Below are 25,080 nucleotides of genomic sequence, written 5' to 3' on the forward strand. Positions count from 1 at the left end.
AAAAAATAAAAAATTGTAGTATTCTTATCGCTTATAGCAATAAGAATCTATAAAAATGAGAAACAAAACTATCCCAGTGTAGGAGGAGCTTTGTTATTAAGTGAAAGAATAGTCCTTATGCCAAAAATTTGATCAATATAGACTAAATTGACTTCTTGGACAGGTATTTCAATTACATCAGGAACTGCAATCGTATGTGGTACCATAAAATAATTCTCCTGATGTTGAGAAGTATGCATACAAACAACACAATCTGCATCATTCTCATCATCATGACCTAAAGTGTGCAAGTCAGCTAATTGAATGATCCCAAATAACATAAGAAAAAGGGATGCAAATATTTGTTTATTTATATTCATCATCGCAAATAAATGAAATCATTAGATATTCATCAACATATCTATGTTAAAGTATTGCAAACGCTATAGATTTTTCAACAATGATCTTTAAATCTTCAGATAAATTATAAGATCCCCAAGGATGCTTTGTTCCGAAAACATGATTCGCATCATCAATCAGAAATAATTCGCTGTCGGTGCTCCAATGATGTAAATTTTGTCCTTCAGAACTATCAACGGCATTGTCATTTGTACCATGAATTATCAAATAAGGAATTTTAAGCTTTGCTACCGCCCTCGAAATAGTTAATCGTTCTTCATTTTCTATAAAGGATGTATAAAACTGAAAATAATGTGGCATTTTTTGTTTAGTGCGTCCATTCTGTATATAGAACACTCCTATTTTTTCCCAGTTCTCAAGTGCCTCTCCTGTAATAAATCGGTTTTTATAATCTGAAACTCCAGCCCAGGTGATAACTCTAGTAATCCGGGGGTCTTCTGCTGCCTTTATAGTCACAATACCACCACCGCGAGAGTGCCCAATTAATAGGATATTCTCGTAGTTAACTTCGTTTTTATATTCGAAATCAGAAGTGCCCATCCAATCAAGAATAGTTTTGAGGTCATCTAATTCCTTAATATAATTATTATTGCCAAAAGCTTCTAAATCGGGGAAATCTATAGGTTGTTCTGGTGTACCTCCGTTATGCGAAAAATTGAATTTAACAAAGAAAAATCCTGCCTCTGCGAATCTTTCTGCTACCAAATCCCATGCTCCCCAATCCTTAAAACCTTTATATCCATGACAAAACACAATAATAGGCTTGGGGTCTTGAGTCTCTGGATAAAAAACATCTGTAAGAATGGGCTTGTTATACTTACCTTCTACTATAATATTTTTATTCTTTACCATATCAAATATTTCAGGGTTTTAGACAATGAACTAGAAGGACATTAAACTTCCTTTTCTATAAAGGGAATTTCAATATTAAAAATTTCTATGATTAGTTTTTTTAATTGCACTAAATATTCATCTAAAACACTATTTGTAATTTCATGATTTGGCTTACTTCTTACACTATTCTTGGTCCCAAAACGAAGATACCCTTCCTTTAGGTTCTTAAAAGATATGATTCCTGCCTGAAAAGATGTATGAGTTTGTTTTTCATTATGATACATATAGGCATAGGCCAAAACCTGTATAGCCTTGCTATATTTATAATCTTGAGTCATTGTATCCCAATCCATAATGACTACGTCGCCTCGAGTTACTTTTCCTGTCTTATAATCAATTACCCTTAATTCTCCATTGAGTTCGTCTATTCTATCCACTTTACCTTTGATAAATATAGGAAAATCTAATTCTGGAATCTCTAATCGACATTTAAGATTACTTTCGACTGCAATAATTTTTAATTGTCCTCCCGAACGAAGTATTTTCTCTTCCGATTTTAAAAAATTAAAAATATAGCGTTTGGCAACTTCAAAAATCAATAAATTCTTTCCTTGTGTAATATCCAGTTTGTTGTATTCTTGTCTAAACTGATCCAGAAGTTCTTTGTCAATCTGATTTTCCATTTTCTTAATACCTTCAAGAGTAAGAAATTGATTTTCAAAAGGCTTATAAAAGTTTTCTAATGTATTATGAATGACCGTACCTAAAGTATTTGCCGCAATAGTTTCTTCTACCTCATCAGTATCTCTAACTCCCAAAATATATGTGTAGTAAAACTCCATTGGGTTTCGGATATAAGAGGTTAATGCAGAAGGTGATAAACCATGAGCCCCCAGTTTTTGTAACTTTTCTAAAACATCTTGGTTCTTATCAATCTTCAGCGGTTGTTTAACAAATATTGGTACTTCTGAGGACAACATGTATTTCTTAAGTGTATGGTTAGGTCTTTTATCAATATCGAGCTGCAATAGAAATCTACTTTTTTCTCCGCCACCGACACCATCATTTTCTGTATTATATAGTAGGTAAACGTTCTTTGCTCTTTGTATTAATCTATAAAAATGATATGTATATATTGCATCCTTTTCTTTGTATGTTGGTAGGTTATATGCTCTTTTGAGGTCATAAGGAATAAAGGAATTGATACTTTTTCCTGCAGGTAGCACTCCTTCGTTTACTGAGGTAATAATTACCGTTTCAAAATCAAGACATCTAGACTCTAGCATTCCCATGAGCTGCAACCCTCTAAATGGTTCGCCAGAAAAATCTAATGTTTCGGACGTCAAAATATCTTTATACAATGTATACAGAGATGCTATAGAATCTAGGTAAGTATACTTGCTTTGTAAATTTGCCAATTTATTAAAAATCAAATGAAAATGATATACACATTCTAATTCGAGTTCATCTTTCTCAGCATCTAAACTATCTTTGAGTAATTGAATAATTTTTCTACAATTGCCTAAAGCTACGTTTACATTTGTCCAAGGAGCAAACAAAAGTTCGAATTTCTTTTTTTCATGATCCGTTGATTGCTCTAGTATTTTTGATACTGTTAGATAAACTATATTTTCCTTGGATATGGTTTTGATAAGATGTGATGCAGATGCCCCTAACAATCGGTTAGATTGCGGACTGTTTAAAATATCTAAAACAGGTTTATAGTATAACCCTTTTAGACTTGGTGTTTTATGAATTGCGAACAACAATTCAAAAAAAGATGACAAAGGGACATCACTAAGCGGTAACCCCATTGTAATGTTTAGTGACTCTATCGTATCAGGCAAAGAGTTAAGCACCGGTTGTAATAAACTTTCATCAGCAAGCACTAAGGCTGTCTTTTCTATATCCATTTTAGAGATAGATTGTACTATCCTGCCAGCTGCTTTAGCCTGACCAATATTTTTTGGAACCCCTACATATGTAATATTCTTTTGTTGAGAAAAATTATCCTGTATCCATTCAAAAGGTTTATCCTTATAATAGCCCCATTGCTTTTTGTAGTTTCTCAAAAACAGTGAAGCCTCGTGATAGTTATTTTGTACAAAAAATGCATCAGCATCCCAAAATACTTGTCCTATACCTGCCTCTAAAAGTGCTTGGAAAATTATTTGCTCGGCATTATTGAGGGCATTAAACCCCACCAAAACATGCTTTCTGTTTTCTTTCTTTATATAAGTATGAATCTCTTCTGATGCCCGTCTATATAACAACCCCTGATAACCAACTTTTTTGAACAAAAGCGTATCCCTAAAGTTTTCATAATATTCTAAAAGACTTTTCCAGAATTGAATATAATTTTTGACCAATGTTGTTTTTTCGGTCTGCAAATACCAATGGTTTATATCTTGAATTCCTGATAAGTAAGCAAAAAAACTTTTGTGATCAATACAATATCTATCAATCTCATTAAAGTCATAAATAAGTGTTTGTGCCCAATTTCTAAAGGTTTCAAAACTCTCTTTTTCTTCCTGTTCTTTTATTGTTAGATACGTATTATAAAACTCAAATAAGGTCTCTACATTATCTATCTGTTGCAGTCCCGATAACTGCTCTATAAACTCTTCTATACTCAATATTATAGGAGCAAAAAATGTATTCTCACTATAGGTTTCTAGAAGTTCTTTTTTTAGAAAAAGCCCAGCCCTTTTACTTGGCACAAGAAAAACTATATCACTTATGTTTTGAGAGGATTTAGATATCTCTACTATTACATTATTAAGAAAACTTTTCAAAAGCTAGAGGTTTTGTTCTTATTCTATAGGAATCAGATTACTTTATGGATTTACTTTATGGATCACTATACCCAAATCTAAATGATATTAGCATAACACATATAGTATAGACCAACAACATAGTGTTATAACTTCTTTAAACTAAAAAACGCCCCGAAAAATTTCGGGACGTTTTTAATAAAACTATTAGTTTGAGAGTTGGTTTTACTTATTTTACTAAGTTAATCTCAACACGTCTGTTTTGTGCTCTACCAGCTCTAGTTTTGTTAGAAGCGATTGGTCTATCTTCTCCGTAACCTACAGCAGATAATCTGAACTGATCAATACCGTTGTTAGTTAAGAAGTTCTTCACAGCGTTTGCTCTAGAATCAGATAATCTCTGGTTATTAGCAGCAGCACCTTGTGAATCTGTATGACCTTCTACTGTAAACTTAGCAGTTGGGTATTCTTTTAGGATACTAATGATATCATTAAGAACTTTTGTTGACTGATCTTTGATAGTTGACTTACCAGAATCAAATAATACTTGAGCAGCATATGTATTTAATGTTTTCTGAATTTCCTCAGTTACCTCAGGACATCCATTATTAGCTACAGTACCTGCAACATCTGGACAGTTATCATCTTTATCTAATACTCCGTCTCCGTCTTTATCTTGGTAAGGACATCCGTTGTTAGCTTCTGGACCTGCTTCTTCAGGACAACCATCAGCGCTATCTTTGATTCCGTCACCATCTGCATCAGGACATCCGTTAAGTGATGCTAAACCAGCTACAGTAGGACAATCATCTTTAGGATCTGGAACACCGTCACCGTCAGTATCAGGACATCCGTTAAATTCTGCAAGACCTGCAGTATCAGGACATTCATCTTTTGAATCAGTGATTCCATCACCGTCAGTATCAGGACATCCGTTGAATTCCTCTAAACCAGGAACCTCAGGACACTCATCATCTTTATCGTATATTCCGTCACCATCTGTATCTTTACCTCCGAATGCGAAAGTAAGTCCCGCAGAATGTTGGAAGTGAGTTGGAGGATAGTTACTAGCTTCGTAATCTTCGAATACGTGCTTGTAAGTAGACTGAACACTAAAAGCTAAGTTTTCAGAGATCCAGAAGTTGATTCCTAAAGAACCATTTAATGTTCCTGCACCTATTTCATCAAGCCAAGTGTAACCACCACCTATTCCTACAGAAGGATCGAACCAACCTGTCTTCAATACATTCTTAAGGCTGTAAGAGATTGTACCATCTAAAGCATAGTAAGACAAGTCATCAACTGTAACTGTACTACCATCAAAAGGATTCTCTCCCGCTTTATCTATTTTGTTAACTGACCCAGCAGCTGAAAAAGAGAAACCATCTCCTATATATCTTCCAACAGTTAATTTGGAAACAGAAGGAAGAATGTTCCAGTGGTCACTCGCATTAAAAAATTCGTCGAAAATTTCACCCTGAGTAATAAGATCACCGCCAGTAGGATAAATATCAACAGCGTTGACCCCTACAGTAATTGCCCAAGGATTGTTTTCATCTTGTGCATTCGCAGTACTAAGTACCAGTAACGAAGCCACTAAAAATGTGATAAGATGTTTCATATTCAATAATTTAATTTTTAAGTGTTAATTAGAGCAAATGTAATATGTTAAACATAACTGTCAAAGACAAATCTAATAAAATTTTCTTAACAACCCAGTATCTATAGTCGTTTTCAAGGGTATGCAGATTTCTGAAACTGCTTTTTAAACCCCAAAAAAAGTACAAAATTGACCTGTTTAAGAAAGAAATTATTCAATTTATTTCGACAATCGTAATACAATTATAAGATAAAAATACCTTTTAACCTTAACTTTCTTTTAGTAATTGTAAAAATCATGAGTTATTTATATATATTTTAAAGTGATTATGTCATTAAAATATACTAAAATCTTATGCTGGATATGAAACCCCATTTTTAGTAATATTCCCGCATAGTGCTCTAGTTGAGACCCATGAGAACTATTATAGACACCAGTTTTATAGTCTATAAGTATCACATTGCTGTCATTATCAATTAATATTCGATCGGGCCTAAATAATCTTCCATCGGCCACAATATCTCGCTCATTATATATAGTATACCCAGTAGAAAAATACTTCGAAAGCTCAGGGTGCTTTACAACATTTTGTATCTCATCATAAAGAAGTTTTTTTTCTTCAACCATAATTTCTCCTCTTTTAAAGGCATCATCAATCACTTTGTCAATATCTTCGCTTGTATAAATACGAGCCATAAGATCATGTAATAAGTTTCCTTTTTCTATTGCATTCTGCTGTGAAGTATCCCAAAGTTTACCTGAATTAGTCATAATATGCACTTTGTACTTTCTCTGGTTATTCCCAAATCCAAACAGTTTAATGACGTTAGCACCACCTTCTATGCTTTTTGTTATAGTATCCGGTTCAGAAAAATTACCAAAAGTATACGCTGTCTTTTCTGCATCCCATAGCCCCTGATCTTTTAAATAAGCAATTAGTTTCCCAGAAAAAGTATTGGGATTATGCATCCCCTTGCTATTCAACTGTAAATTAGAGATCACATATAATTGCTCTTTTGCTCTAGTAAATACTACATACAATAGATTAAAGGTATCTAACTCTAATTGAGATTGTCTCTTTTTAACAATCTGTTGGGCTTGCTCACTATAATGTGCGATATTCTTACTGTAATCTATAAACATTTCGTCAAAACCCTCATAAGTTTCTTTATCTACAGATATCCATGTTTTGGGTTCAATTTCTCTGTAAATATCTACATGTGCATATGGATAAATTACGCACGTAAACTCTAATCCTTTTGCCTTGTGTATTGTAATAATTTGAATTGCTTTTTCTGTTTCTGGTGCCACAATACTTAAAGTATCCTTTTTTGAGTCCCAATAAGAAAGAAAACCAACAATTCCTTCATTATGTTTTTGAGTAAATGTAAATACTGTATCCAGAAAAAATTGCAAATAAGCGTTTATTGGTTCGGCGTAAAAAAAACTTCCAATAATATATTCTATTGCATCATATAATGGTTTTATAACGAGTTCTGAAAAATCAAAATTAACCCCAAAAGTTTTTAATTCTGAAGAAAAACCTTCTCTATCCATATGAATCATTTTCTGCAAAAAAGAATGCTTTTCTTTTATTGAAAATTGCTCAGTTAAAAAATGTAAGGTTTCTAGCTTAGAGATCATGTGCTCTGGTTGTACATACCATATTAGTATATTAACAATAAACATTACCTGAGGAGCATTTGCTATCAATAAAGTCTCTGAAGAAATAATCGCCATCCCTTTTTGTGTAAGATAGTCTGCAATTGCACTTCCTTCTTTTTGTTTTCTTACAATTACACAAATCTCATTAAGCCCATATCCTTTTTGCTCTAATTCAACAATCGAATTATAAACTTTTTCTGGATACATCTCATTTTCTTCTGCTACATTTTTGGCTTTGACAAAGGATAGGCTTACAAAACCATTCTTTTTATCATTAACCTTTTGTTTGTTTCCCTCACGATATAATTGCTGATGTTTGACATCACTAAAATCATTAGATAGAAATGTAAAAAAGCTATTATTAAACTTTATTATTTCTTCACTACTTCGATAGTTTTTGGGGAGATTAAGCACTTCTTTTTCTTTCACAGAAAAAGGATTTGTATCAGATGATAAATCTATAAATTGTTCTGCCTTTCCTCCACGCCATCTATAAATAGCTTGTTTGGCGTCTCCTACAATTGTAATTTTACCTCTTTTCCCTGATAAAGTTTCTGTAGAGACGGCATTATCTATAAGAGGTATCAAATTGTTCCATTGTAACTCAGAGGTGTCCTGAAATTCGTCAATAAAATAATCTCGATATCGCTCTCCTAATCGCTCATATATAAACGGAGCCGGTTGATCTAGAATTGCGTTACTAATAATAGTATTAAACTCTGAAATCAATAAAATCCTTCTTTCTTTTTTAATCTGAATCAATTCTTTATTAATAACATGAAGAACAGAAAGTGGTGTAAGATTCTTAAAACAATTCTGAAAAAGATCAATTTGCAAACACCTATTTTTTGTATCTATAAACACCTCTTCTATCATTGGGCGCATCCCATCAATCAGGTCTTTCTTAAAATCATCTAGCTTTGCACCATAAAAGGTGGCTTCGGATATATTTTGCTTCCATTGCGTTTTAAAATCAACTTTTAGATCTCCTTCTACAAGTTTTTGAAAATGTTTTGGAATAGAACCCCTCATAAAATCTTTCTCATCAACACCCTTATCAATAATTAGCTGTAAAACCGAGGTTGCCTGAGAAGTAATACTCTTTTTATGATCTCTTATCTTATTGTTTAACAGTGTTTTTAATTTCTCAAAATCGATTGCAGACTTATTCGATAAATTGTTAAGATGATTCAAATCATTTTCACTAAATAAAAGTCTGGCAATCTTATTAAGTTCTATAGTAATATCCCAACTTTTGTCTTCTTCGAGTTTACTAATTGCAAAATCAACAATCAATCTTGTTAAGTCCTTATTTAATCCTATTTGCGCAATAACTGCATCGACCGCTTCTTTGATCAAAGAATCTACATCCATTTCTATTTCGAAATTCATAGGAATTCCTAAATCATGCGCAAAAGTTCTGATCACTCTATGCGTAAAAGTATCGATAGTTACAATATCAAATGCTGCATAGTTATGCAGAATATTAAGAAGAATATTCTTTGCTTTTTGCTTGAGCCTAGATGTATCGAGTTGTGTCTCTTCAATCAGTTCTTGTTCTATTGCTCTGTATTTGGTGGGCGTTTCTGGCTGACTAATGGCCACTAAATTTTCTAATACTCTAATTTTCATTTCAGCAACCGCTTTGTTTGTAAAGGTTATTGCCAAAATATTCTTATAACTCTCCTTAAACTCTCCTTTTAACAGTGTAATCAGGTATGATTTTACCAATGTATACGTTTTACCGGCTCCGGCAGCGGCATTATAAACGGTAAAAGCTTTAGTGGTAGTCAAAGTTTTTTTACGAAAATACTAAAACCAATAGTGTCTATCTTATGACATTCTATAAATATTTTAACAAACAAGGTGTATCTACGCTAATTTCAATTTAATCAATTTATAACATTCATAAATTTTTTATTCATCTTGCTTATCCTTAAATTTGGTTTCACATTTATTTTTTTAATTAAACTAGTAAAGTATGTCATTCGAACTACCAAAATTAAACTATGCCTTTGATGCATTAGAACCTCATATAGATGCGCGTACCATGGAAATTCATCATGACAAGCACCATGCAGGATATACAAGCAAATTAAATGCTGCCATAGATGGAACAGATCTAGATGGTAAAACCATTGAAAATATCCTAATTAATCTTGATATGTCGAATGCGGCTGTAAGAAATAATGGAGGAGGGTATTACAACCATACCTTATTCTGGGAAATACTATCTCCTAATGGAGGAGATAAACCATCTGGCGAACTTTCTGATGCTATTAATGCTGCTTTTGGTTCTTTTGATGCTTTTAAAGATACATTTTCTAAAGCTGCCGCTACTCAGTTTGGTTCGGGATGGGCTTGGTTATGTGTTCAAGAAGGTGGAAAAGTAGAGGTTTGTGCTACTCCTAATCAAGATAATCCTTTAATGCCAGGTGTAGGATGCGGGGGAACTCCTATCTTAGGACTTGATGTTTGGGAGCATGCGTATTACCTAAATTATCAAAACAGAAGACCTGATTATGTTTCTGCATTCTTCAATGTAATTGACTGGAACGAAGTTTCTAGAAGATATGCCGACTCAAAATAATAGTATATACGCAATGTATTGAAAAAGGTGTTTGAAAAAATCAAACACCTTTTTTATTACTGCCTTTTTGCACTATGCCTACAATTGTATTTTACTTACTCTTGGGGATCCCCAATCTGATACGTATAAAACTTTATTTTCGGCATCACCTATAATACCATTTGGCCAATCGAATGAAGCTTCGAGAAGAGGTCCGTCTTTTTGAGATTTATCCCCAGTACCAGCAATGGTTTCTACCGCTCCTTCTAGAGTGATCTTCAAAATTTTATTCTTAAAAAAAGAGGTGGCATACAACTCTCCATTCATTTCTGTAATATACCCAATAGAATCCCCTAGATTAACCAACTCACTAACCGATCCATCCATCGTTATTTTATAAATTTCTCCAGTATTAAAATTTGCTGCAAACAAACTAGCAGATTCTTTGTGGTAAGCGATCCCAACAGTCCCTGCTAACCTTGCATCTGATGTCAATTCTATAACATCCATATCGGGTGTAATTTTTAGAATTAAAGAATGTTGATACCCCCCAGAATAGATATTTCTATTTTCATCCATCACGAGTCCTGCGAAGCCTAGATCAAAATTAGCATAAAGTAATTTTGTAGTTTCATTGATCAATTTGTGAATATTTCCACCATTATTAACATACACAACATCATTCTCATCAGTCACCAAACCTCCTGGCACATCTAATTCTGTTGCATAATTATCTACATCTCTATTGACATCTATTTTAAACACTTCTGATCCAGAACCCGCACCATCAACAAATACTCCAAAATTCGAAACATAAATATTCTTTTCAGAATCAATTGTTATGCCATCAAGACCACTATTAGGTGGATACGTTACGGGCAGAGTAAAAACACCTGCAGGAGGAGTGGTTAATTGAAAAACATCTGTAAAATCAGACAACACTACTTTTCTACGGTGTTTAGAATTCATATAGATGCTCAAAATTGATATCTGATATGCTACATCTTCTACGATAACATCTCCATCGGTGTCCAAAAGTGTTTCGGGAAATCGTATAGCATATGTTGCCTTGTTATGTTCTATTTCCAAAAACTTATCATCCCCGAGAGACAATGCAAACTGTTCATCAAACATATCTAATGAAGTGGTTTTTGACACATAGACTCTAAATCTTTTGAGATTGGATTGATATGATGGAGCATCAAATTGTATTTTTATGTCCTGGCTATTGCCATAATTAGATGTATCGATTACTACAATTTCCTGAACAGCTAGCTCTTCGTGATGATTTCCAGAACTATAATCATCAATAAGGTCACAGGATACAATATAGAATGTGCAGAAAATGTAGGTTACTAATTGTGCCGCTTTGATAATTCTTCTTAAAGTTGTTTTTTCCATTTTATACATAAGTTTTAATACTAATTTATACTTAGGTAAAAATAGATTTCGATACTTCAGAAAAGGAAGTAATTTATTCTACAGATGTCCCAATATTAGAACTTGACACCTTTTTGGACTTCATGTACTCTGATGGAGTCATTCCTGTCTGTTTTTTAAAAATTCTATTAAATGAAGATTTACTATTAAAACCGACACTTAATGCTATTCCCAATAATGTTAAATGACTATATAGATTAGAATTCGCTCTTTTTTTAAACTCATTCACACGATACTCGTTAATAAATGTATAGAAATTGACTTCCTTCTCCTGATTAATTAATTTAGAAATCGAATGTGGAGTAGTATGAAGCATTGTTGCCAAATTATGAACCTTTAGATCCGGGTCTAAATACGGTTTTTCGTTTTCCATAAGCAATAACAATGAGGTTATTGACGCATCAATCTGATCCGTCTGTTTTTCTTTATCAAACCTTAACTTAGATGTATCAAAAACATAGAATAATTTTTCTGGTTGTTTAATCGCTATAAAGACAATATAATGAATAAAAAATGTGGTTGCCAAATGAGTAACTGCTTCCGTTTTACTGGCTGATATACCAAACATAGATGCTATAAAACCTGTAGCAATGGTTGCCAATAAAAAACATAAATAAAAATTAGTGAATCGACGTAGCCAATCAATAAAGTCTATAAAAGTATTTGAAGAATATTGTTTATACGTACTCCCTGCTTTTTTCAGAAGAAATATTGAAATAATAATATAGATTAGTTTCGGTTCACTCATTAAAACACCACGAATCAAATCTCTAATTCTAAACGATTCGACACCATACCTATGTCCAAACCATAATTCCTCTATCAGTAATGTTTTTTCGAAAAAAGGAAGTGTATAAAAAGGGAGTGTGGTATAAAAAACATAGAGTGCCGGAATCACATGTAATATATCATACCACTTAAATGATCTTTTGGGGTTTAATAAAAAAAGAACAAAAAAATAAAATGCGGGGCATACCAATCTATTCAGTGGATAAAAAACTAAGACCGAATGAGGAATAGATGTATATAATCCGCTAAATACTACAAAACTTGTAAAAATATTCCCTGAATATATACTCACTACTATCGCGAGCATTATGTTTGCTTTTGTAGTACCTTTCTTAATAAACAATAGTATATATGACAGCATTATCCCCTGGAGCACTCCAATTCCTATAAGGGGAATAATAAATGTAAAAGCATTGGACATTTAGATCTAAGATTGACAACGTAATTTTTACTGATCTAAAGATATAATGTTTATGTCTATAAAGGAAGGTGTGAAGTACAAAACTTGGGATGTATACTATCCGAAATTACAAACTGTTGTAAAATAAAAAAAGGTGGAAAATCCACCTTTTTTTGCCCCAAATCTACCATGAACTTAACCTACTTATGCTATGGCTCTGCTAATATAAAGCGTTATTTCATAGTGGAAAAATGTTTTAGACGAAAAGCTAATATACTTGTTGAACTACACAAATTAACCCTTTTTAACAACTTTTAATTTTGTGATTTCTAGTAAGCTCTTTCGTTTTTTCCTTCGTAAAAATTTATAAAAGCCTTATTCACGACTCTATTTCCTCCTACTGTCGGATAATCTCCTGTAAAATACCAATCTCCCAAGTTTTTGGGACATGCTTTATGAAGGTTATCGACTGTTTGATAGATAATTCTTACCTCAGCATTTACCGTGTCATCACTCAATAATTCTGCGATTTTATCACTTATTTCTTGATCTTCAAATCCTTGGTAAATTTCTTTTACAAAATTCTGAACTTCTTTATCTTCTAACTTTTCTTGTGCTTTACATTTTTCGTATACCTGTTCTACAAGATCATAGTTCCCATTTTCTTTTAATAATGCCAATGCCGCCTTAAAAGCTATCAATCCTTCCATATTGGCCATATCGATACCATAACAATCAGGATAGCGTATTTGCGGTGCAGAAGAAACTACAACAATTTTCTTAGGTTTTAGTCTATCGAGCATTTTTATAATACTCTTTTTTAGTGTCGTCCCTCTTACAATACTATCATCAATTATAACAAGGTTATCTTCTTTTTTGACCACCCCATAGGTTACATCATATACGTGAGCTACTAAATCATCTCTACTACTATCTTCGGTAATAAAAGTTCTTAGTTTAGCATCCTTGATTGCCAACTTTTCTGTTCTCAATCTTGAAGAAAGAATTTCTGACAATCGCTCATCTGTTAATGTATCTTTTTCTGATAAGATGGTTTCATTTTTTTGCTTATTCAACTCATCCTGGGCCGCCTCAACCATCCCATAAAAAGAGGTTTCGGCAGTATTAGGAATAAATGAAAAGACTGTGTTTACAGTATCATGATCGATTTCTTGTAATACCTGAGGCATAAGTAATTTACCAAGTTCTTTTCTTTCCTTATAAATTTCGGCATCACTCCCTCTAGAAAAATAAATTCGCTCAAAAGAACACGCTTTGCGCTCTAGCGGATCCATAATTTTCTGAATAGACGTATCCCCATCTTTCTTAACTATGATTGCTTTTCCTGGCTCTAACTCTAGCACTTTGTCAAAAGCTACATTAAATACGGTTTGTATCACGGGTCTTTCTGAAGCTACCACTACTACTTCGTCGTCCTTATAATAATAGGTAGGTCTGATCCCTGCTGGATCTCTAAGAATAAAAGCATCTCCGTGCCCCAACATTCCTGCCATTGCATACCCACCATCCCAATCTCTAGATGACTTCTTAAGAATTTTAGCAACATTGAGTCTATCTACTATTTCGGGAGAAGCATCAATTTTATTAAATCCTTCTTTTTTAAGTTTCTTATACAACTTTGCCACTTCAGAATCCAAAAAGTGACCTATTTTTTCCATTACTGTAACAGTATCAACCTTGTCTTTGGGGTGTTGGCCAAGTCGCACCAAATTATCAAATAAAACCCCATTGTTAGTCATATTAAAGTTACCCGCAACAATAAGATTACGATGCATCCAATTGTTTTGTCTTAAAAACGGATGAACACTCTCTACACTATTTTTCCCAAAAGTACCATACCGCACATGTCCTAAAAGTACTTCTCCTATATATGGGATATTATTTTTCTGTAGTTCGACATCTTCTGCATATTCTGGATTCTCTGTAAGCGATTTATTAATTCTATCATTTATCTGCGAGAATATATGTTGTATCGGTTGTGATTCACTTGATCGTACTCGACTTATATATCGCTGACCAGGTGCCATATCTAATTTAATACTTGCAAACCCTGCTCCATCCTGACCACGATTATGTTGTTTTTCCATCATTAGATACATTTTATTTACGCCATAAAATGCACTTCCGTATTTTTCTTTATAATACTCTAATGGCTTTAATAACCGTATAAATGCGATACCGCATTCGTGTTTTAACTCATCACTCATTGTATTCCAAAAATTCTAAATGTTGTTGTGTTCAGTAAACAATAATTAAAAAAGCCTCAAAAACATTTGTTTTGAGGCAATTACTTTTATATCAAGACAATTCTATTTCGAATTGAGTTAATTCCTTAAACTGTTGAAGGCGCTTCTGAACCTCCTCCCGTTTCAGGTTTTCCATTCGTTCTGTTCCAAATTTTTCTACACAAAAAGATGCTAGATTAGAAGCATGAACAATTGCTTTTTTCATATTCTCAAATGTTATGTCATCAGTTTTGGTAAGAAACCCTGTAAAACCTCCTGCAAAAGTATCTCCTGCTCCTGTTGGGTCGAAGACTTCTTCTAATGGCAATGCAGGTGCAAAGAAAATTTGTTCGTTATGAAATAATAGCGCTCCATGCTCTCCCTTTTTGATCACCACATATTTTGGTCCCATTTTTTCGATAGCCCTTGCTGCTTTTACCAGAGAATACTCTCCGCTTAGCTGTCGTGCTTCTTCATCATTAATAGTAATTACATCAACTTTGGCAATCACTTTTAATAAATCTTCTAAGGCACTATCCATCCAAAAATTCATGGTGTCTAATACAACTAACTTTGGTTTTTTTGTTAATTGCTCAAGAACTCCTAATTGAACAATAGGATGCAAATTGCCTAACATGACAATCTCAGCATCTTTGTAATCATTAGGTACGATAGGGTTGAAATCTGCCAATACATTTAATTGAGTTTCTAATGTATCTCTAGAATTTAAATCATTGTGATATTTACCACTCCAAAAAAAGGTTTTTCCACCTTTTACAATTTCTATACCCGAAGTGTCAATATTTTTTTCTTCTAGTTTGTTAAGGTATTCTAATGGAAAATCTTCACCTACTACAGAAACTATAGCAGAAGGAATATTAAAATTAGAAGCAGACAATCCAATATATGGAGCCGCTCCTCCAACAATCTTATTTGTTTTTCCGAAAGGTGTTTCGATAGCATCAAAGGCAATAGAGCCTACAATAAGTAATTTGCTCATAAAATAGCATTATATTTTTGTGCAAATATACGTTTTTGAAATTCCAAATCTAACGATACTAATCCTTAAAATGGTCTTTTACTTAATTATTAACTATATCAATCAAAAGCAATAGTGTAGGGTATGGCTATAAAAGTAATCCTTATGTTATGGTAAAATTGTTACGGTATTTTTTAATTTCAATCACTTCTTAATGAGATTGTTATTACTATCTCTATTTTCTACCAAAATCTGCAGGTATTTCTCCCCAAGCTTTTGTTTCCCATTTTACTATAGTGGTTGTATATGTGTTTTCTTTGAGCCAAATACTGGCGCGATCTACTAGATCAAATACTTCTTGATTTTTGGGTGTCCTTTTTAATTTTGTTTTACAAACTTTTTGTTTTACCCAACCTATAGCAATTTTAGAATCAGAATAAATAATTCGATCACTGTTTTTTTTCTTAAGATATGCTAATCCATGTACCAAAGCCAGAAACTCTCCTATATTATTTGTTCCCTGATTAAAAGGGCCTTGATGAAATAACTGCTTTTGAGTTTGGGTATCTACTCCTCTGTATTCCATCTTACCAGGATTTCCGCTAGAAGCAGCATCTACGGCAATCGAATATAAATTAGGCTCTCCTATTTTTTCTAGCTGCGCAGCAGTTAATGTTTTTTTGGGTTTTGTTTTCCCTTTATAATCCTCATAATTGCCATTGTATGCTTTTTTTGCAATATCAAAAGAATCAAAAGACTTATATTTTGCATTCGTATATCCTGATACTGCAGCTTTGCAATCATTCCATTTGGTATAAATTCCTGGCTTATGACCTTCCCAGACCACATAAAATTTTTCTTTCTTTGCCATCTATTAATGAGGTTATTATTAATTGATCGTTATTAAGATAGACCATCTACTGATTTTTGCGTTAGGGATAGTAGTGAAAATCCCACAACTCACCATAGTGAGTGAGGAATTGCAGCGTATAGCCCGCTCGAACGCCATAATTAGGACATTTCTTTACCCTAGAACCACCTTATATATATTGTTATCAATATGAATTCATGTAGTTCGATTACTTTTTAGTTTTATCTTTCGAAAAAAGTAGTTCTTCTATAACGATCGGAAAATGTTTATATTCTAATTGATGAATTGCATTAGCAACGTCCTCTGCCGAATCTGTTTCTTTGACTGGCGTTTTTGCCTGAAAAATAATGGCTCCTTCGTCATAATGTTCATTTACATAATGTATTGTTATACCACTTTCTTTTTCTTTATTTCGAACAACTGCTTCATGAACATGGTGCCCATACATTCCTTTTCCACCGTATTTGGGTAATAAAGCAGGATGAATATTAATTACCTTATTTGGAAAGACATCTATAATCTTTTTTGGAAATATCCATAAAAATCCTGCCAATATAATCAGATCTGGTTTGGCATCTTTTAGGATATGAAGCACTTCACTGGTGTCATAAAATGACGTTCTGTCAAAGTGTAACGCCTTCACATTGAGGCCATGAGCTCTTTTTAGGACTTTGGCACGCAGGTTGTTAGAAAACACATGAGTAACCTCTGCAATTTTTTGCTCATGAAAGTATTTAATTATATTCTCGGCATTAGTACCAGAGCCGGAAGCAAAAATTACGATACGCTTCATAGTATAATATGATTGTTAATTAGAGAGTACAAAAAAAACTATTATTATTCATTTTTAGGTAGCAAAAACCCAATACTTCGTTATATTTGATAAATTACAAATACATTTTTAAGGGATTGTGGGGTTTTAAAATAAAGTTTTTTATTTTTGCCACCTAATTTAAAAATTAAAATTAAACATTATGTCGGACATTGCATCAAGAGTAAAAGCGATAATCGTTGACAAATTAGGAGTAGACGAAAACGAAGTTGTAAGCGAAGCTAGCTTCACAAACGACTTAGGCGCTGATTCGTTAGACACTGTAGAATTGATTATGGAATTCGAAAAAGAATTTGATATTCAGATTCCAGATGATCAAGCTGAAAACATTGCAACAGTTGGTCAAGCAATATCATATATTGAAGACGCAAAATAATAACTACACGACAAAATATGAGCCTTAAGCGAGTTGTAGTCACAGGACTGGGTGCTTTAACACCTATTGGTAACAATATTAGTGAATATTGGCAAGGATTGTCAAACGGAAAGAGCGGTTGCGCCCCTATAACTTATTTTGATACTGAAAAATTCAAGACTAAATTTGCTTGTGAAGTCAAAAATTATTCTCCCACAGATTATTTTGATAGAAAAGAAGCACGCAAACTTGATAAATTTGCGCAGTATGCTATTATATCTTCTGAAGAAGCTATACAGGATGCTGCCATTGACCTTGAGAAGGTTGACAAGTTCAGAGTTGGTGTAATTTGGGGTGCAGGAATCGGAGGAATAGAAACATTTCAGCAAGAAGTACTTAATTTTGCAGATGGGGATGGAACACCACGTTTTAATCCATTTTTTATTCCGAAAATGATTGCTGATATCGCTCCAGGACATATTTCTATTAGAAATGGTTTTATGGGACCTAACTATACTACCGTTTCTGCATGTGCCTCTTCTGCCAATGCGATGATAGATGCCTTAAACTACATTCGTTTAGGACATTGTGACATCATTATTACAGGTGGAAGCGAAGCAGCAGTAACACAAGCTGGTATGGGAGGGTTTAATGCGATGCACGCGTTATCAACGAGAAATGAAAGTCCGGAAACAGCCTCTAGACCATTTGATGCAACCAGAGATGGTTTTGTCCTTGGTGAAGGTAGTGGGGCCTTAATTCTTGAAGAGTATGAACACGCAAAAGCACGAGGTGCTAAAATTTATGCCGAAGTCGTTGGAGGCGGTATGTCTAGTGATGCTTATCACATGACAGCTCCACATCCCGATGGGATAGGCGTAGAGCGTGTAATGATCAATTGTTTAAGAGATGCAGGTGTATCACCAGAACAAGTAGATGCTATTAATACTCACGGAACATCAACTCCCTTAGGAGATGTTGCCGAATTAAAAGCAATTACAAAAGTTTTTGGAGCACACGCTTCTAATATCAATATCAATTCAACAAAATCTATGACAGGTCATCTACTTGGTGCTGCCGGAGCTATTGAAGCCGTTGCTTCTATTCTTGCAATGCAACATGGTTTGGTGCCACCTACAATCAACCACACTACTGTGGATGAAAACATAGATTCTGCATTGAATTTGACATTAAACAAAGGACAAAAACGTGATATCACATATGCTATGAGTAATACCTTTGGTTTTGGAGGTCATAATGCGTGTGTATTATTTAAAAAATTGAACGAATAATGAATGTTATTCGAAACATACTAAATTCCCGCTCTGAAAAGAACGGGAATTTTTTTGCCAAAATTCAAAAAATTCTGGGTTTCAAACCCAAAAGCATTCAACCTTATGAAAAGGCATTTACGCATCGTTCCTTAAATCTTAAGGATAAAAAAGGTAATGCTATTAATTTTGAAAGGTTAGAATTCTTGGGAGATGCCATGTTGAGTAGTGTTATCGCTTCACATCTATTTAGAGAAGTTCCTGAAGGCAATGAGGGATATCTTACCAAAATGAGAGCCAAAGTTGTTAGTAGAAAACACCTCAATGAACTAGGAAAAGATCTCAAACTTATTGAGTTAGTTAGAACAAATATTCCTAAATCCCAATTCGGAATCAATATTCATGGAAATCTTTTTGAAGCATTAATTGGTGCCATTTATTTGGATAGGGGATATCCTTATTGTGAACGATTTATTAAAGAAGCGGTCATAAACCCCTATGTAGATATAGAAAGTCTCGAAGGTCAGGTTATTAGCTACAAAAGTCTCTTGATAGAATGGTGTCAAAAAGAAAAGAAAATATTCAACTACGAGGTCTATGAAGATACGGGCAAAGATGAAATTAAACATTTTGCCGTTAAGCTATGGATCAATGAAAAAGTTGTTGCAAAAGCTAGAGCAACCTCAAAGAAGAAAGCAGAAGAAAAAGCCTCGAAAAGAGCCTATTTTGCATTTCAAACAAAGATTTCTAAGTAATAGAGCGAATCTAAAATTCGTTACATATAATTTCAAATTTTATATTATATTTTATAAAATTATCAGCTTTATTCTTAATATTCTAACTCAATTAAAAATTTACATTACTCATATTAGATTTATTCGATCTAAACAAGATATAATCACTTCGTTGTGCATAATTCCTGCAAACATGTATAAAAGATACTAACTAAATCGTTTTCGTTTGAATAACTTTATGTTTATTTAAACTTGCAGCACAATTTTATTTGTATATTTCCAGTTAATTTTGAAATAAAATCAACGTGGCTGTTCAACGGTTAGTATTAGATGCTTTTGCCGAGGATGATTATGAGCTCATTGCTATTCATTGTTCATTAGCTTCATACAGATTGGCTTTTTTATTAAATAAAAACTTAAATCTAAGGTTTTCTAGAAATAAAAAAGATATTCGTTTTGAATATAGCGATCTTATTGCCGATTTTCCGTTGTACCAATACGATGATCATTTTCAATATAACACATATAATCTTTTGGGAAATAAATTTCACACCAAAATATCATTAAAGAACCCTATTACTGAAGGATTGTTTTCTACCGTTGAGGATACATACGCCACGAAATATTTAATTCCTGAATTAAAAAATGTAGATTATTTTCTGAAAATAGAAACGGAAAACACAGGTTTTTCGAGTAAAAATTTGCTAACGCATATCCTTACTATTTCACAAATTGTAACGGCTTATCCCGTAGAACATACTAAACTTAAATCGAAGAACAACTTAATATTTGAATAATGCCAAAAAGTAAAAAAACAAAAATCGTTGCAACTCTAGGACCCGCAACCAGTAGCGAAAAGACGTTAAAAAAAATGTTGGAGGCAGGCGTAAATGTTTTCAGAATCAATTTCTCTCATGCGGATTATACTGATGTTAAAGAGCGTGTACAAATGATACGTAAACTTAGCAAAGATTATGGGTATAATGCGGCGATACTTGGTGATTTACAAGGGCCCAAATTGCGAGTTGGTGTTATGAAAGGAGATAGTGTCGTTACTGATGGCGATATGATTGACTTTATAACCGGAAAACCTTTTGAGGGTACTTCGGAAAAAGTATATATGAATTATGAAAACTTTCCGAGAGATGTAAAAGCTGGTGAGCGCATATTACTTGATGATGGCAAATTAATCTTCGAAGTTGTTTCAACAAATAGTAAAGATACCGTTAAGGCTAAAGTTCTACAAGGGGGACCTCTAAAATCTAAAAAAGGTGTAAATCTACCTAATACTAATATTTCGCTACCGGCATTAACAGAAAAGGACGTAAAAGACGCTATTTTTGCATGTCAGCAAGGTGTTGATTGGATGGCTTTATCTTTTGTTCGTAATGCGCAAGATTTGATGGAGTTACAAAAACTAATCAAAGAAAATAGTGATCATAAAATTCCGATTATCGCCAAAATTGAGAAGCCAGAAGGGGTGAAAAACATTGATAAAATTGTTGCTTATTGCGATGGTTTAATGGTTGCGAGAGGAGATTTGGGTGTAGAAATTCCTGCGGAAGAAGTACCATTGATTCAGAAAAAATTAGTGCACAAAGCTAAGACTTCTAGAATACCGGTTATAATTGCAACCCAGATGATGGAGACGATGATAGATAGCCTTACTCCTACACGGGCAGAAGTAAATGATGTAGCAAATTCTGTAATGGATGGGGCTGATGCCGTAATGCTATCCGGAGAAACTTCTGTTGGGAAATATCCTGTTCAGGTTATAGAAACCATGTCAAAAATTATTTCTAGTGTAGAAAATTCATCACTAATTACTGTTCCGCAGAATCCACCACATATTAGAACAAATAGGTTTATAACAAAATCTATCTGTTATCATGCGGCAACAATGGCAAATGAAATTGAAGCAAAAGCCATTTGTACGCTTACCAATAGTGGATATACTGCTTTTCAGATTTCTGCCTGGAGACCTAGTGCACAAATTTTAGTGTTTACGAGTAATCAAAGAATTTTGGCTCAACTTAGCTTATTATGGGGCGTTAAAGCACTTTTTTATGATAAGTATGTAAGCACTGATGAAACTGTAGAAGATATTAATAAAATAGCGCTTGACCACAAGTTTGTTGAACAAGGAGATATGTTGATCAATCTCGCTGCAATGCCAATTGTTGCAAAAGGGATGGTTAATACTCTTAGAGTTTCACAAGTATAATTTTTCTTCTGTCATCCCGAACAAAATCGGGGTGACAGATTTATGATGTTTGTTGTGAGAAAATCACTTCTAAGTCTTTTATAGTAACAGGTTTTATAAGGTAGTCTTTTACCGAATTGATACCTTTTGCTTTTTCGATATCTACGGTGTTAATTGACGAACTGACAATATACAGGGTTATTGTTTTTTTGAATTTGTTTTTAATCTTAGTAAAGTTATCAAGAAACTCCCAGCCATCCATTACGGGCATATTAAGATCCAAAAAAATAATCTCTGGGACTTTGTGCTGATCTAAACTTCCCAAAATTGCTTCAAAATAAGTCAAGGCGTCTTGACCGTTTTTAAAAATCATTAAATTCTCACAAAGTTGTTTTGTCTCTATAATCTTCTTTACAAGATTTACATATAGACTATCATCATCAATAATACACGCAAGTTCTATTTTATGAATCATTTGTTTGTGTTTATTTAGTAGTTTCTTATTTAAATCCAGTATAACATTAAAAAATGCCGCTTCAGACTACTATAAAATGTCTCTAAACCGCTTCTTTTTTAAAACTCAATAATAAAAGTCGTTCCAACATCAACCTTACTTTCTACAGTGATTTTTCCATCTAATGATTCTACTTGGTTTTTAGTCAAAAACAACCCTATTCCTACTGCATCTTCGTTAAAATGGAATGTTTTATACATTCCGAATATCTTGTCCTTAAATAACTTCATATCAATCCCCATTCCGTTATCCTTAATATAGAGATACTTTTTATTTTCTTCGATATATGTCTTAATATTAATTACAGGGTCTCTTTCTTCGTGTTTATATTTAATTGCATTTGTTATCAGATTTAATAAAATACTTTCTAAATATGCAGGAATATATTCGATTGTATCAAATGCGGTAAAATCGGTATTAATTTCAGTTTTGCTAAGGGATATCATTTGACCGATACCATGTGTCACCAACTTAAGGGTATCCTTAAATTTAACTTCTTTTTTTTCTTGATGCTTATTTGTATTAATCGCCACAATGTCATTAAGGTGCTCGATAGTCATATTTAAACTCTTCGAAATTTGTCCTATTTGCAGTAAAAAATCAAGTTTTTCTTCTGGATTATCAATGTCGTCCATAAATTCTAATATCATTGATAAATTACTCGTGTGTGATCTAAGGTTGTGCGATACGATATGGGCAAAATTGAATAATCTAGAGTTCTGCGAAGTGATTATATCCATTGACTTTTTTAGTCTTAATTCTTTTCTTTTGTTATCGTCTATATCTTGAAAAACACCTCTGATCCCAATAATCTCTTTTTTCTCATTATATACAGGTTTGCCAATTGCCCGTACCCAAAATATTCTTTTGTTCGCAGTCTTCATTTTGATCTGGGTATCAAAAGGCACTCCTGCCATTGCACAATTAAAAAAGCAATCTGCTGCCTGTTGTTGGCAATCCTCTGAGTAGTATAAAGCAGAATCTTTTAGAGAAGGTACATAATCATCGGGGTATTCTAAAATTCTTCTTGTCTCAAAATCCCAATAACTTTTTTTCTCATGAAAATCTACATACCAGCTTCCTGTTTGGGTCATCTGGGCTGTTTCTCGATAATAAAAATTATCCTTGATCATTTCATTACTCGACTCTAATTTAATCTCGAAAAAAAATAGAATCTTGGTGCTCGATTTTATATTTACAGGTAAGTTATCAATAGTTGAGCATCTAAATAATTTATAGTTACCTGTTTGATCAAAAATTTTAATATGTTGTTTGAAATTAATAGAATTCTGTCTGTAATTCAGGAAATTATCTCTAAATAATTCTAGATCTTCTGGGTGTAAAAGAGTTTCAAAAAAAGTATCAATAGTACTCTGTAGCTCTTCTTTTTTATATCCAAGTGTTTCGTAAAATTTTGCAGACCAGATCTCCCTATCCGGATTTGTACGTAACTCCCAATAGCCCGTATCAAAATCCTGTATTACATTATTAAAAAGATCATTCTCAAGCATTTATTCAATTTTGAAACCCTATTATTCTAACAATATAAGAATTTCTTACCTACTTTCCTCTATTCTGTTAAGCTTGATTTTTAATGCCTTGGTAGAAATCTGAACTTCGATAAAAGATAAAAACAATGAGGCTATTAGTGCCAATAAACTAATCCCAAATACTACATTGGCCCAATAAATCTTTTCTACATATAATAAAAACATTGTGATAACACTAGTTATAAAACTAACAATAGCAATAGCCTGCATATTTCTAATAAGCCATAACCGTTTTCTTAAATTTTTGATTTGTAGAACTGTATTTTTTGATTTCGAAATCTGATATTCACTATGCAATTGTCTTATTAATCCAGCAATAGCAAGATATCTCGCATTATATGCCAACATTGTTAATGATATCGCAGGAAACAATAATGCGGGAATACTCATTGTAAGGTTCATAAATCATTTTTTTGGAGCCACTAATTTAGTTCAAAAAAATAGAGCTACAAATGATTAACTAACCTGAAGCTGCAATACCCTATATTGTCTAGGAGAAAGTCCTGTGTTTTTTCTAAAAACGTTATAAAAAGTAGATTTTGAGTTAAATCCAGACTCTAATGCAATGGCTATTACTGTATAATTAATAAATCTTGGGTCTCTTAGTTTGGATTTTGCATCTTCTATTCTATAACCATTTACATATTCTGTAAAACTATATCCACTTAATTTGTTAACTAGTTGCGATAAATAATTACCACTAATATTCAGTTTTTTAGACATACTTTCTAGCCCAAGACTCGAATCTCTATATATTTTTGCTTCTTTCATCAAAAAATCAAGCTCTCTAAAATGTTTGTTATCCTTAGCAATTCTTATTGATATTTTTTTCTTGTCCTGTCTTTGATTACCAATAAAAAAATAAACACCTAAACTTATCAGTATAACATTAATAACTGTCAGCACAATAGCCGTATATATAACCGCTAATCTATTCCCTTGCATTATCAGAAGTATAGAGCAAAATATTAGTATTAAAATAAAGACCCCATAACCTAATTTAAGAACACTTTTTTGCGCTGCTTTATTGATAATTTCTCTACTATTTTTCATAA

The 25,080-nt window shown here is 33.1% G+C and carries 21 protein-coding genes; 6 read left to right on the top strand and 15 right to left on the bottom strand.

Annotated elements, in window-relative coordinates; genetic code table 11:
- Nucleotides 1-68: 68 nt before the first annotated feature.
- The 5 genes from DZ60_RS0111125 to DZ60_RS0111145 form a co-directional block, all read right to left on the bottom strand.
- Entirely contained in the window at nt 69-362 is a 294-nt protein-coding gene (locus DZ60_RS0111125; protein WP_034229475.1) for a hypothetical protein, read from the bottom strand.
- Nucleotides 363-405: 43 nt separating this feature from the next.
- The gene (locus DZ60_RS0111130; RefSeq protein WP_025742147.1) at nt 406-1,251 is read right to left on the bottom strand and encodes an alpha/beta hydrolase family protein; all 846 of its coding nucleotides are present in this window, start codon (nt 1,249-1,251) and stop codon (nt 406-408) included.
- Nucleotides 1,252-1,292: 41 nt separating this feature from the next.
- Nucleotides 1,293-4,028 carry a PD-(D/E)XK nuclease family protein gene (locus tag DZ60_RS0111135; RefSeq protein ID WP_025742148.1) on the bottom strand — a complete coding sequence of 912 codons (2,736 nt, stop codon included), beginning with the start codon at nt 4,026-4,028 and terminating at the stop codon, nt 1,293-1,295.
- Between the two features lie 208 nt (nt 4,029-4,236).
- Nucleotides 4,237-5,628 carry an OmpA family protein gene (locus DZ60_RS0111140; protein WP_025742149.1) on the bottom strand — a complete coding sequence of 464 codons (1,392 nt, stop codon included), beginning with the start codon at nt 5,626-5,628 and terminating at the stop codon, nt 4,237-4,239.
- Between the two features lie 285 nt (nt 5,629-5,913).
- Nucleotides 5,914-9,066: a UvrD-helicase domain-containing protein gene (locus DZ60_RS0111145; RefSeq protein WP_025742150.1), complete on the bottom strand. Its 3,153-nt coding sequence runs from the start codon at nt 9,064-9,066 to the stop codon at nt 5,914-5,916.
- Between the two features lie 187 nt (nt 9,067-9,253).
- Between DZ60_RS0111145 and DZ60_RS0111150 the strand changes: the two genes are divergently transcribed.
- Nucleotides 9,254-9,862 (top strand): superoxide dismutase, encoded by a 609-nt coding sequence (locus DZ60_RS0111150; RefSeq protein WP_025742151.1) that lies wholly within the window; start codon nt 9,254-9,256, stop codon nt 9,860-9,862.
- A gap of 78 nt (nt 9,863-9,940) precedes the next feature.
- Here the strand turns inward: DZ60_RS0111150 and DZ60_RS0111155 are convergent, their stop codons facing one another.
- The 6 genes from DZ60_RS0111155 to purN form a co-directional block, all read right to left on the bottom strand.
- On the bottom strand, nt 9,941-11,242 hold the full coding sequence (locus DZ60_RS0111155; protein ID WP_025742152.1) for an NHL repeat-containing protein: 1,302 nt from the start codon (nt 11,240-11,242) through the stop codon (nt 9,941-9,943).
- Between the two features lie 73 nt (nt 11,243-11,315).
- Entirely contained in the window at nt 11,316-12,377 is a 1,062-nt protein-coding gene (locus DZ60_RS24240; protein ID WP_161634394.1) for a helix-turn-helix domain-containing protein, read from the bottom strand.
- A 422-nt stretch (nt 12,378-12,799) separates the two neighbouring features.
- On the bottom strand, nt 12,800-14,698 hold the full coding sequence (locus DZ60_RS0111165) for an amidophosphoribosyltransferase (protein ID WP_025742154.1): 1,899 nt from the start codon (nt 14,696-14,698) through the stop codon (nt 12,800-12,802).
- Nucleotides 14,699-14,789: 91 nt separating this feature from the next.
- Nucleotides 14,790-15,716, bottom strand: coding sequence for a PfkB family carbohydrate kinase (locus tag DZ60_RS0111170; protein WP_025742155.1), 927 nt, complete (start codon nt 15,714-15,716; stop codon nt 14,790-14,792).
- Nucleotides 15,717-15,930: 214 nt separating this feature from the next.
- Entirely contained in the window at nt 15,931-16,566 is a 636-nt protein-coding gene (locus DZ60_RS0111175) for a ribonuclease H1 domain-containing protein (RefSeq protein WP_025742156.1), read from the bottom strand.
- Nucleotides 16,567-16,774: 208 nt separating this feature from the next.
- A complete protein-coding gene (purN, locus tag DZ60_RS0111180) occupies nt 16,775-17,359 on the bottom strand; it encodes a phosphoribosylglycinamide formyltransferase (protein WP_025742157.1) in 585 nt (194 codons plus the stop codon).
- Nucleotides 17,360-17,540: 181 nt separating this feature from the next.
- Between purN and DZ60_RS0111185 the strand changes: the two genes are divergently transcribed.
- From DZ60_RS0111185 to pyk, 5 genes are all read left to right on the top strand, one after another.
- The gene (locus tag DZ60_RS0111185; protein WP_025742158.1) at nt 17,541-17,774 is read left to right on the top strand and encodes an acyl carrier protein; all 234 of its coding nucleotides are present in this window, start codon (nt 17,541-17,543) and stop codon (nt 17,772-17,774) included.
- A gap of 17 nt (nt 17,775-17,791) precedes the next feature.
- Nucleotides 17,792-19,045 carry a beta-ketoacyl-ACP synthase II gene (gene fabF / locus DZ60_RS0111190; protein WP_025742159.1) on the top strand — a complete coding sequence of 418 codons (1,254 nt, stop codon included), beginning with the start codon at nt 17,792-17,794 and terminating at the stop codon, nt 19,043-19,045.
- Nucleotides 19,045-19,779: a ribonuclease III gene (gene rnc / locus DZ60_RS0111195; protein WP_025742160.1), complete on the top strand. Its 735-nt coding sequence runs from the start codon at nt 19,045-19,047 to the stop codon at nt 19,777-19,779. The genes fabF and rnc overlap by 1 nt, the downstream gene beginning before the upstream one ends.
- Nucleotides 19,780-20,063: 284 nt before the next feature.
- A complete protein-coding gene (locus DZ60_RS0111200; RefSeq protein ID WP_025742161.1) occupies nt 20,064-20,555 on the top strand; it encodes an IPExxxVDY family protein in 492 nt (163 codons plus the stop codon).
- Entirely contained in the window at nt 20,555-21,982 is a 1,428-nt protein-coding gene (pyk, locus tag DZ60_RS0111205) for a pyruvate kinase (protein ID WP_025742162.1), read from the top strand. Before DZ60_RS0111200 ends, pyk begins: the two co-directional genes overlap by 1 nt.
- A 40-nt stretch (nt 21,983-22,022) precedes the next feature.
- Here the strand turns inward: pyk and DZ60_RS0111210 are convergent, their stop codons facing one another.
- From DZ60_RS0111210 to DZ60_RS0111225, 4 genes are all read right to left on the bottom strand, one after another.
- The gene (locus DZ60_RS0111210) at nt 22,023-22,436 is read right to left on the bottom strand and encodes a response regulator (protein WP_025742163.1); all 414 of its coding nucleotides are present in this window, start codon (nt 22,434-22,436) and stop codon (nt 22,023-22,025) included.
- A 98-nt stretch (nt 22,437-22,534) separates the two neighbouring features.
- Nucleotides 22,535-23,986: a sensor histidine kinase gene (locus DZ60_RS0111215; protein WP_025742164.1), complete on the bottom strand. Its 1,452-nt coding sequence runs from the start codon at nt 23,984-23,986 to the stop codon at nt 22,535-22,537.
- Between the two features lie 45 nt (nt 23,987-24,031).
- A complete protein-coding gene (locus DZ60_RS0111220) occupies nt 24,032-24,427 on the bottom strand; it encodes a DUF2721 domain-containing protein (protein ID WP_025742165.1) in 396 nt (131 codons plus the stop codon).
- 54 nt (nt 24,428-24,481) lie between these two features.
- The gene (locus tag DZ60_RS0111225) at nt 24,482-25,078 is read right to left on the bottom strand and encodes a helix-turn-helix domain-containing protein (protein ID WP_025742166.1); all 597 of its coding nucleotides are present in this window, start codon (nt 25,076-25,078) and stop codon (nt 24,482-24,484) included.
- Nucleotides 25,079-25,080 lie beyond the last annotated feature (2 nt).

The sequence above is a fragment of the Aquimarina pacifica genome, from assembly GCF_000520955.1.
Lineage (GTDB): Bacteria > Bacteroidota > Bacteroidia > Flavobacteriales > Flavobacteriaceae > Aquimarina > Aquimarina pacifica.